Raw genomic sequence first — 19,050 nt, 5'->3', positions numbered from 1 at the left:
CATTTACTCTCCCTATATGTCTAACTTTATTATATAATAAAATTACGAAAAATTCTGCAATAGTGAAAAATTTCTGCAGATTTCTACAGGAATCTACCCTATTCTTGTTGAAAGTAGTAGATTGTAGCCCATTGGAGTAGGAGGAGATCGTTTGAAGAAAATACTAATCGCGAACAGAGGAGAAATCGCAGCAAGAATCGTACAAACATGCGAAAAGCTAGGAATCGAGCCTGTGATCGTTTATTCACAAGCCGACCGTGACCTTCCTTACGTGAAAAATGCTAAGATTGCATATGAAATAGGTGAGCCGCCAGTCGCAAAATCCTATTTGAACAGCGAACGGATATTAGAGGTTGCACGAACAGAAAAAGTCGACGCAATCCATCCGGGGTACGGATTTCTATCCGAGAATGCAAATTTTGTACGTGAAGTTGAAAACGCTAACATTACGTTCATCGGACCTTCTGCAGATGTGGTAGAAGCGATGGGGGACAAAGTGAGAGCAAGAGAAACGATGCAAGCAGCAGGCGTTCCTGTCGTTCCAGGTAGTGACGGGGCATTGAAAGATGTTGAAGAAGCTGTCAAGCTTGCGGGTGAAATTGGCTATCCAGTCATGATCAAAGCAAGTGCAGGTGGCGGAGGAATTGGCATGCAGCGTTGTGAAGATGAAAAGTCGTTGCGGAACGCATTCGTTTCCAGCCAGAATCGTGCAAAAGCATACTTCGGTAATGACGAAATGTTCATGGAGAAATTCATTACGAACAGTCGCCACATTGAAGTGCAGATTTTCGGTGATGACCATGGGAATGTCGTCCATCTGTTCGAGCGGGATTGCTCGATCCAACGAAGACATCAAAAGGTCATTGAAGAAACACCATCTCCTTTCTTGAGTGATGAAGTCCGCCAACAGATTTGTGAAGCGGCCGTCCAAGCAGGGGATCATGTAAACTATACCAATGCGGGTACTGTCGAGTTCATTGTAGATGAAGAAGAGAACTTCTACTTCTTGGAGATGAACACCCGCTTACAAGTCGAGCATCCTGTCACAGAAATGATTACAGGATTGGATCTCGTTGAATGGCAGGTTAAGATCGCGCAAGGAAATCCGATTCCGAAAAAGCAAGAAGAGTTGACAACGAAAGGTCATAGCTTCGAGTACAGAATCTATGCAGAAGATCCAGTCAACTTCATGCCTTCTCCAGGAAAAATCGAGACATTCGATTATCCTACAGCAGATGGTGTTCGAGTGGATACTGGATTTGCATCACAAACCCAGGTAACACCTTTCTATGACCCGATGGTCGCAAAAGTCATCATCTATGGAACAGACCGTCAAGACGCTCTAGAAAAGTCCATTTCGTTCTTCAATGAATGGAAATTGGAAGGGATCAAGCACAATGGGCCTTTATTCACGACAATCCTGAATGAAGAGTCTTTCCAAAAAGGGAATTACACAACAAATTACCTGAACCAAGTAAAAACAAAAGTAAACAATTAGGAGTGGTACAACATGAAAGAGATTAAAGCATCTATGGCAGGAACAGTATTGAATGTATTGGTATCTGAAGGAGAAAATGTTTCAACAGGACAAGCTGTTCTTACACTTGAGTCAATGAAAATGGAAATCCCGATTGAAACGACAGAAGAAGGAGAAGTAGGTACTGTCAATGTAAATGTCGGTGATTTCGTTAATGAAGGTGACGTACTCGTCGTCATGAAATAAAAATGAATGAGCGCTCGTTCTCTCACTAGCAATGAAGGAGGATTCAGATGTTGAAAACGATAAATGAAACATTGCAAGAGACGAAAGCAAGAATTGAAGCCGGTGGTGCGGAGAAGTACCATGAAAAGCTGAAGGCGCAGAACAAGCTATTCGCAAGAAAGCGTCTTGAATTATTGTTTGATGATGGATCTTATAAAGTTGAAGATGGAAAGTTTGCCAATAACCAGGCTGAAGGCCTTCCGGCAGATGGTGTTGTCACAGCGATCGGTAAAGTGAATGGTCAGACGGTCTGTGTGATGGCGAACGATTCAACTGTTAAAGCAGGTTCTTGGGGTGCCAGAACGGTTGAAAAGATCATCCGCATCCAGGAAACAGCGATGCGCCTCAAAGTACCGATGTTCTATTTGGTCGATTCGGCAGGTGCGCGAATCACTGACCAGATTGAAATGTTCCCGAACCGAAGAGGAGCAGGGAAGATTTTTTACAATCAAGTGAAAATGTCCGGAATGGTTCCGCAAGTTTGTGTGCTGTTCGGACCATCAGCAGCAGGTGGGGCTTACATTCCGGCATTCTGTGACACGGTCATCATGGTCGATCAGAATGCATCCATGTACTTAGGTTCACCACGTATGGCCGAAAAGGTCATCGGGGAAAAAGTGACACTCGAAGAGATGGGCGGCGCACGCATGCATTGCAGCGTCAGTGGATGTGGAGATGTACTCGCGCATAATGAAGAGGAAGCGATTGAATCTGCGCGCTCTTATCTTTCATACTTCCCATCCAATTACAAGCATAAGCCTGAAAAGGTAGAAGCGGTCATCCCGAAGGAAGGGCGCAATCTATCCGAAATCGTTCCAGAAAACCAGAATGTACCGTTTGATATGTATGAATTCATCGACGGCCTAGTGGATGAAGGAAGCTTCTATGAAATGAAAAAGCTGTTTGCACCTGAGATGGTGACGGGCTTTGCGAGAATCGACGGAAAAGTAGTCGGTATCGTAGCCAACCAGCCTAAAGTCAAAGGCGGGGTCCTATTTGTCGATTCAGCCGATAAGGCGGCGAAGTTCATCACATTATGTGACGCCTTCTCCATTCCGTTATTGTTCCTTGCGGATGTACCAGGTTTCATGATCGGGACGAAGGTGGAAAGTGCAGGTATCATCCGTCATGGCGCGAAGTTGATTGCAGCGATGAGTGATGTGACCGTTCCGAAGATCTCGGTCGTTGTCCGAAAAGCATACGGTGCAGGTCTGTATGCAATGGCAGGTCCTGCATTCGAGCCTGATTGCTGTATTGCATTACCGACAGCGCAAATTGCCGTCATGGGACCAGAAGCTGCCGTGAACGCGGTTTATTCCAACAAGATCAATGAAATTGAAGATCCGAAGGAACGAATGAAATATGTTCAAGAGAAACATCAAGAGTACAAAGAACATATTGATATCTACAAGCTTGCCTCTGAGATGATTGTGGATGAAATCGTTTCAGGAGATGACCTTCGTGAAGAGTTGATTGATCGATATAGCATGTACGAATCCAAAGAAATGACGTTCAGTGAACGTAAGCACCCGGTGTATCCGGTATAACTCCAAAGTTTGAATGCTTGCTGAAGATCAATCCGACCTATGTTCGGGTTGATCTTTTTTACATAAAAGATGATCTCGATCAGGAAAAGCGGAGTGTTTAGGATGGATTGCTGTGCTAATATGGAAAAAGAATGAGTAGAAAGTAGGGGTTCGGATGAAGGTAGCGGTCATCGGTGGGGGATCGGTCGGATTATTGTATACCGCCCATTTGACGAAAATGGGGCACGAGGTGGAATTGTTCGTCCGTAGGGAAGAGCAAGTAAAAACGATTAAAGAAAACGGACTGCTATTGAAGGTAGGAGAAGGAGAGTATTCAACCCGTCCTGGAGTAAGTCTGATTGATGAAGACGCCTTGGTTGAAAAGGACCTTCTCATCATAGCGGTGAAGTCGTACCAATTAGAATCCATCATGAAGTTCATTTCAGAGAGGTTTGAGCGGACGAAAGCAATCCTGTTTGTGCAAAATGGCATGAAACATATACATTTGATACCAGAATTGAAAAGTCATTCCCTCTTTCTCGGAATCGTAGAGCATGGTGCGTTGAGACAATCAGATGGTGTGATCCAACATACCGGGATCGGCCGTACAAAAGTGGCACCTTATCTGGATGGTCACTCAGGTATCAACTGGAATAAGCTCTCTTCTGATGCATTTCCATTCATCCTACAATCAGATTGGTATGAAATGCTTAGCCGTAAGCTGCATATCAATTCGGTCATCAACCCTTTGACGGGATTATTAAAGGTAAGGAATGGAGAATTGCAAGATCATCCTGAGTGGATCAAACTGATGAGCAGTTTAAGCCGCGAAGCATGTCGAGTTCTTCAGCTGGCGGAAAAGGAAGCGTGGGAGGATTTGATGGCGGTTTGCAAGAATACTTCATTAAATAAATCTTCCATGCTCAGGGATATCGAACAAGGACGGAAAACAGAAATCGAGGCAATTAATGGGTACTTAGTACGTCTAGCAGAGAACAGTAATCTGAAGATTCCCAATCAGGAATTCGTCTATCGTGCGATAAAGGGGATGGAAAAGGGAAGAAGGGGAAACGATGGTTGACGTTTTACTTGGTTCATTAGCTACTTTCGTGACAGTGCCGATTCTTGCTTGGATAGCAGTGTACTGGATCACCAAAAGATTGACGAAGAAGAAAAAGAGATCCTTCTTGTTGGCAACAGATGTGACGACGTTTTTCCTGATCTTATCCGTGCTTGTCATCATGTATACGATATGGAGTCTGTCCTTCATTTGGCCGATCATGGTTGTGTTGTTATTGGTCGTCATCGGTATTACATTCGTATTTTGGAAACAAGATAAGGACGTTGGGATCTATCAAATCATTAAAACCTCGTGGCGATTCAACTTCTTATTATTTTCAACCGGTTATTTGTTCTTATGTCTGTATGGTCTGATCATTCGGGTCATCAATATAGGATGGTAAGCAAATTTGTTTATGGTAGACCATGGGATTTGCTATACTCATAATCGCAACGTGACGGTGTGAATGTAGAAAGGAAGAGCATAATGAATGTACTAGATATACCCTACCAACATAAAAACGATCTATACTCCGCTTACCTTTCTGGCGATGCGAATGTGCTTGGTCTATTTGATTACGATCCTACTTCAGAGCAATCATACATCGACCGGTGGAAAGAGTTGAAGGAACGTCATTTTCCAAGAGAAGCGGTCTATGGACACTTGATGGATTACCATCGGAAGTTACCAGCTTCCGAGCATACGTATTCGAATATTGAAAGAATCAAGGACCCGGAGACAACAGTCGTCGTGACAGGGCAGCAGGCGGGTCTTCTGACTGGACCACTCTACACGATACATAAATGTATGTCAGCGATCCTGTTTGCAAAAGAGAAAGAAAAGCAACTTGGAACCCCTGTTGTCCCTGTCTTCTGGGTCGCAGGTGAAGACCATGATTTCGATGAAGTGAATCATATCCATGTACCCGAACAGAGCATGGTCCGTAAGAAGAAGCTTTCTTTAAGTGAAGGGAAAAGGTCCGTTTCCTATATTCAGTTGCAAAAAGAACAAATGCATCGATGGATAGATGAAGTGATCCGATCGTTCGGTGAAAAAGAACATACGAATGAATTAAAGTCTATGATGGAAGCAGTGATTGAACATACAAGTTCCATGACAGACTTCTTTTCGTATCTGATGCTAACTCTTTTCAAGGATTATGGAATCGTTATGCTTGATTCAAATCATCCGGAAATTCGAAAGATCGAAACGCCCTATTTTCTTGAGATGATTAAGCAGAACCGTGAAACCGATCATGCTTTTCAAGAAGGTATGGAAGAGGTTTCTGAGTTAGGATACTCTACCATCATTGAATCAGAGGAAGCGAATTCCCACCTATTCATCGATGAGGGAGATACACGTGTACTGCTCATCCGAGAAGATGGTCAATTCAGAGGTAAGCATAATGAATGCTTATATACTATAGAAGAAATGCGAGAAATCGCGAAGCAGACACCTGAGCGCTTCAGTAACAACGTTGTCACTCGACCATTGATGCAGGATCTACTCTTGCCAACACTGGCGTTTGTAGCGGGTCCTGGGGAAATCAGTTATTGGAGCATGTTAAGGAAGACATTCCATACCTATGACATCCAGATGCCTCCAATTATTCCTCGTCTATCGATCTCTGTCATCGATCGGACGACAAAAAAATTGATGGACGATACCGGGTTATCTTTGGAGATGATTCAGCAGTCCGATGTCTCTTCTGTAAAGGAAGAATGGTTGAAGGAGCATACCGATTACGATCTTGACGAAGAATTCACCACTTCCCTCCACCACTTGAAAAAGGAACATGAGCGTTTGGAAGAGATAGCAGTCGACCTGGATAAGGGGTTACAGCCTATAGTGGAGAAAAATTGGGAAATCATAGAGGGACAAATCTCGTATTTGAAACAAAAAATGGAGCATTCGATTTATCAACGCCACGAAATTGAAATGCGGAAATACGATTATCTATTCACCCACATCTCACCACACGGACAACCTCAAGAACGGGTGCTTAATGTCTTCTATTATATTAATCATTGTGGAATGGGCTTGATCGATACGCTCATGAGCGGACAATATGAATGGAATGGAAATCCGAAAGCGGTGTACGTATAATTCACCATGATTCATGATCGGACGCATACAAAATATGCACTTGTACTTGAACTGGATAGGATCATTCTACGGTCGTCTACAGCATACGTATTCCAAGGTGGAAGTTCTTAACTGAATAACCGATTTACTGTCGGAAAAAGACTGCCAATCGTGTAGTTTATAGACGATAAAAACTTTGAAAAATCCTGCTTACAACAGCAGGATTTTTTTTTGTTCAAACGAATACTAAAACAAGTGGTGCAAAGTGGGGAGTTGTGGTAGACTTAGGGATGAAAGTGGGGAGGGGGATCCGTCTATGTTCATGGGAGAGCATTTACATACCATCGACGATAAGGGAAGAATGATCGTCCCCTCAAAATTCCGTGACGAACTGGGATCCACTTTCGTACTTACAAGAGGACTAGACCAATGTATTTTTGGATACCCTCTTGATGAATGGAAACAGCTTGAAGAAAAGTTGAAAGCACTCCCATTTACAAAAAAAGATGCTAGAGCTTTTACACGATTCTTTTTCTCAGGAGCTGCTGAATGTCAGCTCGATAAACAAGGTCGTGTGAACATCGCATCGACACTACGACAATATGCAAAGTTGGAAAAGGACTGTGTCGTCATCGGGGTAAGTAATCGAATCGAGATCTGGAACAAGCAGATCTGGGAAGAATACTTCTCCCAATCAGAAGACTCATTTGGTGAGATTGCTGAAAGTCTTATGGATTTCGACCTGTAGTGCAGCCGGACTTTGTGGACATGTAGAAATTGAGGGAACCGTATGTTTGAGCACGAAACAGTATTGAAAGAAGAAGCAATTGAAGGACTGAACATCAAAGAAGACGGCATATATGTGGATTGTACGCTTGGTGGAGCGGGTCATACAGAAGAAATCGTCAAAAGACTCACCACAGGACATGTATATGCTTTCGATCAAGACATTCACGCAATTGAAAATGCAAAACAGAGATTGGCACAGTATGAAGGGAAATTCACGATCATCAAGTCGAATTTCAGACATCTGAAACAAGAGCTCATGGAAATAGGGATTAGTGGTGTTGACGGGATTTTGTTTGACCTTGGTGTTTCTTCTCCACAATTGGACGAAGCAGAACGAGGTTTCAGCTACCATCAGGATGCCCCATTGGATATGAGAATGGATCAGACGAGCGAACTTTCTGCCTATCATGTAGTGAATGAATGGTCCTATGAACAAATTGTCTCGATTCTTTTCAAATATGGAGAAGAAAAATTCGCGAAATCGATCGCGAGGAAAATCGAATCGTACAGAGAGCGAAAAGCCATTGAAACGACTGGTGAATTGGTCGATCTCATTAAGGAAGCTATCCCAGCAAGGGCGCGTAGAAAAGGCGGCCACCCGGCTAAGAGAACCTTTCAGGCGATCCGGATTGCAGTGAATGATGAAATCGATGCTTTCGAAGAGGCTTTACGAGACGGGATTGAAATGCTGAATGCAGGTGGAAGAATTTGCGTGATCACCTTCCACTCCCTTGAAGATCGGTTATGCAAAAAGATCTTGAAGGAAGAAAGCAGCACACCGGATTTGCCGCAAGGCTTGCCGGTCATCCCGGACGAATACCAACCGAATATGGATCTTGTCACTCGTAAACCGATTACACCAGACACTGGGGAAACAGATAAAAATAGAAGAGCTCGTTCATCGAAGCTCAGAATCGCAGAAAAACGCTAGAAAGGGGAGAGGGGTATGAGTAATCTAGCCCATCAAGTACAGAGAAATACGAATCATGTTCAAAATCCACAGCCGAAACCACAAGTCGTCAAACGCAAGCTCTCACGTATTACGAAAGGTGAAAAGGTATTATGGTCAATCGCTGGTCTCATGCTGATTGCCGCTTCGATCTTCGTAATTTCAAATTATGCTGAAATCTACACCGTGAACAAAGACATTCAGGTGATGGAGCAAAAAATCGATCAGCATAATAAAAAAGTGAACGATCTTGAGCTACAAAAGGCAGAATTGAGCGAGCCTCTCCGAATTATGAATTATGCTGAAGATAAACTTGGCATGAAATTTGACGATAAAAATATAAAAGTAGTCAATAATTAATTAGGTGTGGTTCGGATGATTGAAAAGAAGAGTTCTAATATCAACAAAGGAGCAGTGATTTTATCTTTGATATTTGTCCTGCTCTTTTTCTTATTGATTGGCAGGTATTTCTACTTAGGTTGGACAGGTAAAGCGGAAGGTGTCGATTTGGAACAATGGGCAGAGGAGAAGTGGACTCGGTCTAATAAACTCGATGCAAATCGAGGAACGATCTATGACCGGAACGGAGAACCGATTGCAGAAGACATCCCTTCTTATACGGTTATCGCCATTCTGAATCAAGACTACGCAAATCATATTGAAGATCCTTCGAAAGCCGCATCCAAACTGGCTCCTGTTCTCGATATGTCAGAAGCAAGAATCAGAGATTTATTGGAAAGTGGAATCGAGAGAGAAGCGTTCCAGGTTGAGCTAGGCCCTGGTGGAGACAAAATCAGCCATTCTAAAATGGAAGAGGTCAAAGCGCTTGGCGTCCAAGGTATTGAATTTAACCGAAAAACGAAGCGGTATTATCCTAACCAGGATTTTGCATCCCATATCATTGGCTTTGCAGCGAACAATGATGACGGGACACGTACTGGTGCGATGGGTCTTGAAAAGGCATTAGACAAATACTTGCAAGAAGAAGACGGGATGCTGAAGTATCAAAGTGACAGCGCTGGGTATAAGCTCCCTGACCCGAATGAAGTGATTAAAGAACCGAAACATGGAGCGAGTGTCTACTTGACGATTGATGAGAAGATTCAACTATTCCTGGAAAAAGCGATGAACAACGTAGATGAGGAATATAGTCCGGAACGTATGATCGGGATAGTCGCCGATCCGAAGACAGGACAGATCTTGGCGATGTCGAACCGCCCGAGCTTCAATCCGAACATCCGCGACATCACCAACTATACGAATTTCGCCATCAGTTCTGCATTTGAGCCAGGATCGACGATGAAGATCTTCACCCTGGCGGCAGCGATTGAAGAAGGGGTATACAAAGGAAATGATGAATACAAATCAGGAGTCTACAAGACAAAGTATAGTAGTGTAGGAGATCACAATGGCAGAAAAGGATGGGGGACCATCTCGTATGATGAGGGTGTCCGTAAATCCTCAAACGTAGCTTTTGCAAAAATTGCAAACGAACAACTTGGTTTTGATAAGTTGTATGAGTATATTAATAATCGTTGGGAATTTGATGAGAAAACAGGAATTAACATCCCTGGTGAGGGTAATTCCGTCATTCAAGATTATAGTGAAATAGATCGGTTGGCCACTGCATTTGGACAAGGTAGCGCCATTACACCAATACAACAAATACAAGCAGCAACCGCAATCGCTAATGGCGGTAATATGATGAAGCCTTATGTCATTGATAAAATGGTAGACCCGAATTCCAAGAAAACAATCCAAGATGCTGAACCGAAAACTGTCGGTACACCGATTTCCTCTGAAACGGCAAAAAAAGTCCGAGAAATTTTACGGACGGTAGTAACCGACGGGACAGGTAAAAACTATGAGCTTGAAGGTTACGATGTTGCAGGAAAAACAGGAACTGCACAGCTATACGAAAATGGAAAACTTATGTCGGGGTGGGACAACTACCTGTTCTCTTTCTTAGGGATGGCACCGAAAGATGATCCTCGTTTGATTGTATATGTAGCTATAGATCGTCCCGACCTAGACGATGCAAAATATGAATCCGGATCAGTCCCAGTATCTAAAGTATTCAACCCGGTCATGAAGAGCAGCTTGCAGTATTTGAACATCACTCCAGATGAGAGTTCAGTAGAAGTCCAAGGGTCATCTGGTAATGGGATCGGGCTCGATGATCTTACTGGCGAATCATCCATTGAGATGAAAAAGAAGCTGGAAGAACAAGGGCTTCAAGTTCAGGTTTTCGGAGAAGGAGATACGATCGTCAACCAAGCTCCTTTTGCGGGCACAAACCTTTTAAAAGGGGAAACGGTCTTTTTGAAAACGGATGGGAAGGTGACGATGCCGGATTTGACTGGTATGTCACGTTCTGAAGTGCTCAGACTTGCGAAGGCTTTGGATTTGAAGACACCTGAGTTCACAGGGAGCGGATTTGCAGCTTTACAAAGTATAGCGAAAGGATCTGCCGTGAAGGAGAACTCACCGCTCGTGGTCGAGCTTAAGTCTCCACAAGAACTGAAAAAGATGCTAGAAGAAGCGTCAAAAGAAAAAGAGAAGAAAGAAGAAGACAAGAAAGAGAAGAACAACTGACAAGTTCTAGTCGTTTCTGTACAAGCATATAATTGGAACGAGCTTATCTGCCGAGGAGGTTGGACTATTGCGCGTTTCAAATGTGACTGTGCGGAGACGGCTTATTTTTGTTTTTGTAGCTGGTCTCTTATTTTTATTGATTATTACGGGTCGTTTAGCCTATGTTCAGTTTGTGAAAGGGGATTGGTTGACCGGATTGGCGCTTGATTCCTGGAGCCGTAATGTCCCTTTTGAACCGAAGCGAGGAGAGATCCTTGATCGGAATGGTGTTCCGATTGCAATGAATGTCAGTGCTCCGACGGTATTTGTCGTACCGAAACAGGTGAAGGATCCTTCTGAAACCGCCAGAAAATTAGCGGCTGCACTGAACCTGAGTGAAACGGATGTTTATAAGACGATTACGAAGAGAGAATCGATCGTTAAGATCAAAGGTGGAAAGAAGATCAGCAATGAAAAAGCGAATGAGATCAGAGGGTTCGATCTACCGGGTGTGTTTATCGGAGAAGACAGTAAAAGGCACTACCCGAATGGAAGCTATCTCTCTCATGTACTCGGGTTTGTCGGAATCGATAATCAAGGGCTGACAGGACTGGAACTTCAATACGATGACTATTTGAAAGGCGACAAAGGATATGTTTCTTTTTACACTGATGTACGAGGGAACCGTATGCCTTCATTATCTGATGAATACAAACCCCCTACAGATGGTATGGACTTGAAACTGACGATCGATTCAAACGTCCAATCCATCATCGAAAGGGAGCTCGATATTGCGGAAGCAACGTATAATCCGGACGGGGTCGTCGCAATTGCGATGGATCCGAATTCAGGTGAAATTCTCGGTATGGCGAGCAGGCCGGATTACAACCCGGAAAACTTCCGGGAAGTCCCTCAAGAGATTTATAACCGTAATAAGCCGGTATGGAGCACGTACGAGCCAGGATCGACGTTCAAGATCATCACACTGGCTGCAGCGTTAGAGGAAGGTAAAGTGGACCTGCAAAATGATCGCATCCACGACCCAGGCTCGATTGAAGTGGCTGGACGAAAGCTGCGTTGCTGGAAGAAAGGCGGTCATGGAAGTGAAACGTATCTAGAAGTCGTGCAAAACTCATGTAACCCAGGGTTCGTTGTCTTGGGTCAGAGGTTAGGGAAAGAAAAGTTGTTCTCTTATATTAAAGACTTCGGTTTCGGGACAAAAACAGGAATTGATCTTCAAGGGGAGAGTACAGGAATTCTCTTCAATTTGGATAAAGTCGGCCCATTGGAACTGGCTACGACTGCTTTTGGGCAAGGGGTCTCGGTGACACCGATCCAGCAAGTATCTGCAGTTGCAGCAGCTGTGAACGGAGGATACCTTTACACACCATACGTAGCCAAAGAATGGCTCGATCCAGATACGGGGAAGACTGTGGAACAAACAACTCCACAGATGAAACGCAGAGTCATATCTGAAGAAACTTCCAAGCAAGTTAGGGAAGCGCTCGAAAGTGTTGTCGCTCAAGGAACGGGTAAAGGGGCGTTCGTTGATGGGTACCGGGTCGGAGGTAAGACGGGTACTGCACAGAAGGCTGTGAACGGACAATATTTGAAAGACAATCACATCGTGTCATTCATCGGTTTTGCACCTGCGGATGATCCACAAATCGTCGTCTATATTGCCGTGGATAACCCGAAAGGGACACTGCAATTCGGGGGGATCGTAGCCGCTCCAATCGTCGGGAATATCATTGAAGACAGTTTGGCAGCGATGAATGTTCCGAAACGAAAGAATCAGATTGAAAAGGAATTGACATGGCTGGATCAACCTTTAATCGAAATTCCGGATTTAAAAGGGAAATCAAGGCAAGATATCCATAAGGCATTTTACGAGCTGAAGATTGAAACAGTCGGCGAAGGTGATACGGTTATCGACCAGGCACCAGAACCTGGTATCAAATTGGCTGTCGGATCAACGATTCGACTATATATGGGTGACAAATCTGCTTCAGAAGATTAAAATGTAAGCTATAGCATTCATTAAGCGGAACAGTGTCTGACATTCTTTCTTTTCAACATCATCTGGATGGTACCAGACCGAGAATGTTGATAGAGTGTCCGACACTTTCTTTTGCATGTTAAATGAATCATGTTGAATAAAAGGATGGATATGAATTTTATGAAGAACTTGAAATCACTATTGGACCACTTGATGGTCTATCAATTGTTCAATGAAGATGACCCTTCCATCACCAGTATCGAGATGGATTCGAGAAAAGTGGAAAAAGGGAATTTGTACATCTGTATCAAGGGTGAAAAGTTTGACGGACATGACTATGTTGACGATGTCGTGCAGAAAGGCGCGTCAGCGATCTTAGCTGAACGAATGATTGAAACGACCGTCCCAGTCATTCTGGTGAAGGATAGTCGGCATGCGATGGCTGTCCTGTCGGATTTTTTCTACGATCAACCGACACATGATCTCCAATTGATTGGCGTTACCGGTACGAACGGTAAGACGACAGTCACGCATATCATGGACCATCTGTTTCAGGACCAGAACAAACGGACAGGTGTCATCGGTACGATTGAAATGCGGATCAACAATCAAAAATACCCGGTCGCCAATACGACGCCCGAAGCACCGTTCCTTCAGAAAGCTTTTTCTAAGATGATTGATGAAAAAGTCGATAGTGCATTCATGGAAGTTTCTTCTCATGCACTGGAAATGGGGCGTGTCCGTGGGTGTGATTACGATATTGCTGTATTCACAAACCTTTCTCAGGATCACCTGGACTATCATGAAACGATGGAGAAATATTTACAGGCGAAAGGTCTTCTGTTTTCTCAGCTAGGTAATACATATGATAGAAAGAAGCAAAAACTCGCAATCTTGAACGCTGATGATGATGCTTCTAAACAGCTGAAAAGAATGACCTCGGCTCAAATCATGACCTATGGCATCGAAAATGAATGTGATGTCATGGCGAAAGACATCCGTATTTCTGGGAAGGGTACCCAATTCAAAATCAGAACCTTAACAAGTGAATACGATGTCACCATGAAGCTCGTCGGCAAGTTCAGTGTATATAATGTCCTTGCAGCGATGACAGCTGGAATTGCAGCAGGACTTGATGAGCAAAAAATGATCACTTCTGTCGAACAATTGGAGGGTGTACCTGGACGTTTTGAAGTAATTGACGAAGGACAACCATTTCCGGTGATCGTCGATTACGCCCATACACCAGATAGCCTGGAGAATGTCCTGACAACGATCCAAGAGTTTGCTGAAGGCGATGTCCATGTGATCGTCGGTTGTGGTGGAAACCGTGATCGCACCAAGAGACCGTTAATGGCACAAATAGCTGTCAATTATTCAGACCATGCGATTTTCACGTCCGATAACCCAAGAACAGAAGCGCCAGAGCAGATTTTAGAGGATATGGAAGCTGGCATTGAAAAAGGCTCCTACACCTCAATCATAGATCGGAAAGCAGCGATTGAAACAGCTGTGAATATCGCTAAAAAAGGTGATGTCATCCTGATTGCTGGAAAAGGTCATGAAACGTATCAAATCATCGGTGATCAGACAATTGATTTTGATGACCGCGAAGTGGCACGACAAGCAATCAAGAAACGGTCTGACGTATAATGTTGAAAGTTATTCAAATATGTAGCAACTTATCATCTACTGGGAGGGGTTAGTTCAAATGGAAACCACATTAATCGTTACCCTTCTGGCTTCATTTATTGTAGCTGTCGTCCTTTCGCCGATATTCATTCCATTTTTGAAACGTCTAAAATTCGGCCAAAGCATACGTGAAGAAGGGCCCAAATCACATCAAAAGAAATCTGGAACACCCACAATGGGTGGAATCGTCATCATTGTTTCATTATTGATTTCGACTCTGTTTATCGCATTGTATTTCGGATTGTTTACAACAGAAACGATGATTTTGTTATTCGTGACATTTGGTTACGGAGTGATCGGATTCATTGATGATTTCATCAAAGTCGTCATGAAACGGAACCTAGGTCTAACATCCAAGCAGAAGCTGCTTGGGCAACTTGTCATTGCAATCATTTTTTATTTCGGGATGAGGCAAGCAGGCATTTCAACCGCATTATCAATCCCCGGAACGGAATGGTCGATTGAGCTTGGATGGTTTTATTTCGTATTGATCATCGTCATGCTCGTCGGTGCTTCAAATGCTGTCAACTTGACAGACGGTCTGGATGGATTGCTCGCTGGAACTGCTGCGATTGCATTCGGTGCATTTGCGGTCATCGCATCCAGTAAGCTTGACTTGGATGTAGCATTATTCTGTCTCGCAGTCGTAGGTTCCTTGCTAGGCTTCCTCGTATTCAACGCACATCCCGCGAAAGTATTCATGGGAGATACAGGATCGTTAGCGCTCGGTGGCGCAATTGCTGCAGTCGCTATATTAACAAAAACTGAATTACTCCTTGTCTTGATCGGCGGAGTCTTTGTCATGGAGACCTTATCGGTCATGATTCAAGTGGTTTCCTTCAAAACGACAGGAAAACGAGTATTCAAGATGAGTCCACTTCACCATCATTACGAGTTGAGCGGGTGGAGTGAATGGCGCATCGTTGTCACTTTCTGGGCAGTAGGACTATTGCTCGCAAGTCTCGGAATCTATATTGAGGTGTTGATCTAAATTGAACCGGAAACATGAATTGGAAAAGAAAAACGTGTTAGTGGTTGGCCTTGCCAAAAGCGGATCAGCAGCTGCAAAAGTTTTGCATAGTCACGGAGCGCGGGTAATCGTCAACGATCAAAAGCCGCTGGAAGAGAACCCAGAGGCGAAAGAGCTTCAAGGACTAGGAATCGAGGTGCACTGCGGAGGTCACCCTCTCAGCCTGTTGGACGAGCAGATCGACTTCATCGTAAAGAACCCAGGGATTCCATATAAAAACCCGTTGATCCATTCTGCACTTGAAAGGAAGATACCGATCTATACCGAAGTAGAGTTGACTTCCTATCTGACCTATGCAGAATTGATTGGTATAACAGGTTCCAATGGGAAAACGACTACAACGACACTTGTGGGAGAAATGCTTGAAGATGGGAAAAAGACACCTCACGTTGCCGGGAACATTGGAACTGTTCTCTGTGAAGTTGCCGATCAGACAACGGACGAGGATATCATCATTGCTGAGTTATCAAGCTTTCAATTAATGGGAATCGATTCTTTCAAACCGAACATCGGGGTGCTTTTGAATCTGTTCGATGCACATCTCGATTATCATGGCACGCGTGAGGAATATGGAAAGGCGAAAGCTCGACTATTCATGAATCAGACATCTGAGGACTTTTGTGTGTACAATGCTGAAGATGAAGAAGTGGTTCAACTCGTCAAAGAAGTGAAGAGCACAAAGATTCCATTCAGTACGAAAAGAACCATGCAAGATGGTGCTTATCTCCTCGAAGGGAATGTTATGTTCAAGCAGGAAGCCATCATACCCGTAGAGGATGTCGTTCTCCCTGGAGAGCACAATCTCGAGAACATTTTGGCATCCATAGCAGCAGCAAAACTGGCAGGGGCTTCTAATGCTCAAATAACCAAAGTGCTACGCACCTTCAGTGGAGTCAAACATCGGTTGCAATTCGTCGCTTCCCACGATGGTATACGCTTTTACAATGATTCAAAAGCGACCAACATTCTGGCGACTCAAAAAGCCATCGCTGCATTCAATGAACCGATGGTACTTCTTGCAGGTGGTTTGGATCGAGGAAACGAATTTGATGAGTTAAAACCGTATTTAGATAACGTCAAAGCATTGATTACATTTGGTGAAACAGCTCCGAAATTGATCAGAGTAGCGGAAGAAGCAGGAATAAAGGCGATTGAACATGTTGATAATGTTGAAAAAGCCGTTCCTGTTGCAAACCATTACGCTGAATCTGGGGATGTCGTGTTGTTATCCCCTGCATGTGCCAGTTGGGATCAATATCCTTCTTTCGAACAAAGAGGGGACATGTTTATCCAAGCGGTGCATAAACTTAGGTAATAGGGACGTGTAAACCTTTAGATTCGAGGTGTCTTGATTGCCTAAGGCTAAGAAAACACCAGATTTCGTATTAGTGATTGTGACGATGACATTGCTTGCCATCGGTATCATCACCGTTTATAGTGCAAGCGCTCAATGGGCGGAAATAAAATTCGATGATTCATTTTTCTTTGCCAAGCGTCAATTGCTGTTCGCCGGCCTCGGAATCTTTGCGATGTTTTTGATCATGCAGGTCGATTATTGGAACTGGTCGAATTGGTCCAAAATTCTATTATTAGCCTGTTTCGTTCTTCTCATCGCTGTGCTGATTCCTGGCATCGGAATGGTCCGAGGTGGAGCAAGGAGCTGGATTGGTGTCGGTGCATTCTCGATCCAACCTTCTGAATTCACCAAATTGGCGATGATTGCCTTTCTGGCTCGTTATCTAGCATCGAATCAGAAGAAGATCACTTCCTTCAAAAAAGGATTGATGCCATCGCTTGGTGTCGTCATGCTCGCGTTCGGAATGATTATGCTCCAGCCGGATTTAGGGACAGGAGCGGTCCTCGTCGGAACGTGTGTGGTCATGATCTATGTGGCAGGTGCACGAGTCAGTCATTTCGTCGGACTCGGCTTCATCGGTCTAATCGGATTCGTCGGCTTGATCATATCCGCACCATATCGGATCAAACGGATCACATCGTTCCTCGATCCATGGAGTGATCCGCTCGGTAGTGGATTTCAGATCATCCAATCTTTATATGCGATCGGACCTGGTGGATTATTAGGTCTTGGTCTTGGACAAAGTCGCCAGAAATACGGTTATTTGCCTGAGCCGCAAACGGACTTCATTTTTGCCATTCTCTCTGAAGAGCTCGGTTTTATCGGGGGATCACTCGTATTGCTTTTGTTCGGATTGCTCCTCTGGAGAGGAATACGGATTGCACTCGGGGCACCGGATTTGTTCGGCAGCCTTTTATCAATCGGTATTATCGGGATGATTGCCATACAAGTCATGATCAACATTGGAGTTGTTACCGGGCTCATGCCTGTTACAGGTATCACACTTCCATTTTTGAGTTACGGAGGATCTTCTCTTACACTCATGCTCATGGCCCTTGGCGTCCTATTGAATATAAGCCGATACGCAAGGTATTGAGTGTGGACATTATGTGTGGATTGGATTAGACTTAAAGTGGTAGAATACGTTCTCCAAACAGCTTGGCTTCTGCCAAGTTTCTTTTTTTGCTTACGAATAATATGGTCGGTTGCACGTTGAGATCAATTTTACGAAAAATGCCATGTTTAGCTATGGACATGTAAAGTGCATATCATATTATAGAGATGTATAAGGTGGTGTCTGTGAAATGAATGAATTGATAAAAAAATTAGAAGATGCGAATGTCGGGAAAGTCTCTCAGGACGAACCGCTCGCTAAACATACAACGATGAAGATCGGGGGACCAGCCGACATATTGGTGGAACCGAATTCGATCGAGGACTTGAAAAAAACGGTCGAGATCGTAAAAGATAGTGGTCTGCGTTGGACGGCCATCGGTCGTGGCTCGAATCTGCTTGTCATGGATGAGGGCATTGAAGGTGTCGTCATCAAATTAAGTAAAGGGATGGACCATCTCGAAGAAAATGGTGAAGAAATTACAGTTGGTGGAGGATATTCACTCGTCAAGCTGTCTACCATCATGAGTCGTAAAGGGATGGCTGGGCTTGAATTTGCAAGTGGAATACCAGGTTCAGTAGGTGGAGCCGTTTACATGAATGCTGGAGCCCACGGTTCAGATATGTCACAAATTTTGAAGAAAGCACTTATTCTTTTCGAAGACGGTACGATGGAATGGCTTACTTGCAAAGAAATGGAATTCTCCTATCGTACTTCCATCCTTCAAAAAAGGCCTGGCATCTGTCTTGAGGCCGTACTTCAACTGAAGCAAGGAGACCGGGAATCCATCACGGAAGTCATGCAGAAGAACAAAGATTACCGTAAAGAAACCCAGCCTTGGAATCATCCATGCTGTGGAAGTGTATTCCGTAATCCGTTACCGAATTATGCAGGACAATTAATCGAGAGTTCTGGTTTGAAGGGACATTCAATCGGTGGTGCACAAATCTCGGATATGCACGCAAACTTCATTGTGAATACCGGAGATGCCAAAGCAAAAGATGTACTCGACCTGATTCAATTGGTCAAACAGACGATAAAAGAGAAACATGATATCGATATGGAAACAGAAGTAGAGATGATTGGAAGAGAAAACTCATAAAAAATGGAGAA

Annotated in this window: 16 protein-coding genes; all 16 read left to right on the top strand. The window is 43.9% G+C overall.

The features are described from left to right. The first annotated feature begins 151 nt into the window (after nt 1–151). The 16 genes from ACXQIQ_RS05005 to murB all read left to right on the top strand — a co-directional run bounded on the left by ACXQIQ_RS05005 (nt 152) and on the right by murB (nt 19,039). Nucleotides 152–1,498, top strand: a complete 1,347-nt coding sequence (locus tag ACXQIQ_RS05005) for an acetyl-CoA carboxylase biotin carboxylase subunit (protein WP_439299858.1) — start codon at nt 152–154, stop codon at nt 1,496–1,498. A gap of 12 nt (nt 1,499–1,510) precedes the next feature. Then, nucleotides 1,511–1,723, top strand: a complete 213-nt coding sequence (locus ACXQIQ_RS05000) for a biotin/lipoyl-containing protein (protein WP_439299859.1) — start codon at nt 1,511–1,513, stop codon at nt 1,721–1,723. Nucleotides 1,724–1,770: 47 nt separating this feature from the next. Next, complete coding sequence (locus ACXQIQ_RS04995) at nt 1,771–3,309, top strand: acyl-CoA carboxylase subunit beta (RefSeq protein ID WP_439299860.1); 1,539 nt, start codon at nt 1,771–1,773, stop codon at nt 3,307–3,309. 154 nt (nt 3,310–3,463) lie between these two features. Then, nucleotides 3,464–4,369 carry a 2-dehydropantoate 2-reductase gene (locus tag ACXQIQ_RS04990; RefSeq protein ID WP_439299861.1) on the top strand — a complete coding sequence of 302 codons (906 nt, stop codon included), beginning with the start codon at nt 3,464–3,466 and terminating at the stop codon, nt 4,367–4,369. Continuing rightward, a complete protein-coding gene (locus ACXQIQ_RS04985; RefSeq protein WP_439299862.1) occupies nt 4,362–4,751 on the top strand; it encodes a DUF3397 domain-containing protein in 390 nt (129 codons plus the stop codon). The genes ACXQIQ_RS04990 and ACXQIQ_RS04985 overlap by 8 nt, the downstream gene beginning before the upstream one ends. An 83-nt stretch (nt 4,752–4,834) precedes the next feature. Further along, nucleotides 4,835–6,454 carry a bacillithiol biosynthesis cysteine-adding enzyme BshC gene (gene bshC / locus ACXQIQ_RS04980; RefSeq protein WP_439299863.1) on the top strand — a complete coding sequence of 540 codons (1,620 nt, stop codon included), beginning with the start codon at nt 4,835–4,837 and terminating at the stop codon, nt 6,452–6,454. Nucleotides 6,455–6,749: 295 nt separating this feature from the next. Next, a complete protein-coding gene (gene mraZ, locus ACXQIQ_RS04975; protein ID WP_439299864.1) occupies nt 6,750–7,181 on the top strand; it encodes a division/cell wall cluster transcriptional repressor MraZ in 432 nt (143 codons plus the stop codon). 42 nt (nt 7,182–7,223) lie between these two features. Further along, nucleotides 7,224–8,153 (top strand): 16S rRNA (cytosine(1402)-N(4))-methyltransferase RsmH, encoded by a 930-nt coding sequence (gene rsmH / locus ACXQIQ_RS04970; protein WP_439299865.1) that lies wholly within the window; start codon nt 7,224–7,226, stop codon nt 8,151–8,153. Nucleotides 8,154–8,168: 15 nt separating this feature from the next. Further along, entirely contained in the window at nt 8,169–8,531 is a 363-nt protein-coding gene (gene ftsL / locus ACXQIQ_RS04965; protein ID WP_439299866.1) for a cell division protein FtsL, read from the top strand. Between the two features lie 15 nt (nt 8,532–8,546). Continuing rightward, the gene (locus ACXQIQ_RS04960; protein ID WP_439299867.1) at nt 8,547–10,766 is read left to right on the top strand and encodes a penicillin-binding transpeptidase domain-containing protein; all 2,220 of its coding nucleotides are present in this window, start codon (nt 8,547–8,549) and stop codon (nt 10,764–10,766) included. Between the two features lie 67 nt (nt 10,767–10,833). Next, nucleotides 10,834–12,765 carry a stage V sporulation protein D gene (locus ACXQIQ_RS04955; RefSeq protein ID WP_439299868.1) on the top strand — a complete coding sequence of 644 codons (1,932 nt, stop codon included), beginning with the start codon at nt 10,834–10,836 and terminating at the stop codon, nt 12,763–12,765. A gap of 159 nt (nt 12,766–12,924) precedes the next feature. After that, a complete protein-coding gene (locus ACXQIQ_RS04950) occupies nt 12,925–14,397 on the top strand; it encodes a UDP-N-acetylmuramoyl-L-alanyl-D-glutamate--2,6-diaminopimelate ligase (RefSeq protein ID WP_439299869.1) in 1,473 nt (490 codons plus the stop codon). Nucleotides 14,398–14,455: 58 nt separating this feature from the next. After that, entirely contained in the window at nt 14,456–15,427 is a 972-nt protein-coding gene (mraY, locus tag ACXQIQ_RS04945; RefSeq protein ID WP_439299870.1) for a phospho-N-acetylmuramoyl-pentapeptide-transferase, read from the top strand. Nucleotide 15,428: 1 nt separating this feature from the next. After that, a complete protein-coding gene (gene murD, locus ACXQIQ_RS04940; protein ID WP_439299871.1) occupies nt 15,429–16,781 on the top strand; it encodes a UDP-N-acetylmuramoyl-L-alanine--D-glutamate ligase in 1,353 nt (450 codons plus the stop codon). Nucleotides 16,782–16,866: 85 nt separating this feature from the next. Next, nucleotides 16,867–17,919: a stage V sporulation protein E gene (spoVE, locus tag ACXQIQ_RS04935; RefSeq protein WP_458026090.1), complete on the top strand. Its 1,053-nt coding sequence runs from the start codon at nt 16,867–16,869 to the stop codon at nt 17,917–17,919. Between the two features lie 208 nt (nt 17,920–18,127). Further along, entirely contained in the window at nt 18,128–19,039 is a 912-nt protein-coding gene (gene murB / locus ACXQIQ_RS04930) for a UDP-N-acetylmuramate dehydrogenase (RefSeq protein ID WP_439299873.1), read from the top strand. The last annotated feature ends 11 nt before the right edge of the window (nt 19,040–19,050 follow it).

The organism is Pseudalkalibacillus sp. Hm43 (genome assembly GCF_054170705.1).
The sequence above is the reverse complement of the archived record's forward strand: the minus strand, read 5'-3'. Positions and strand labels throughout refer to the sequence as shown.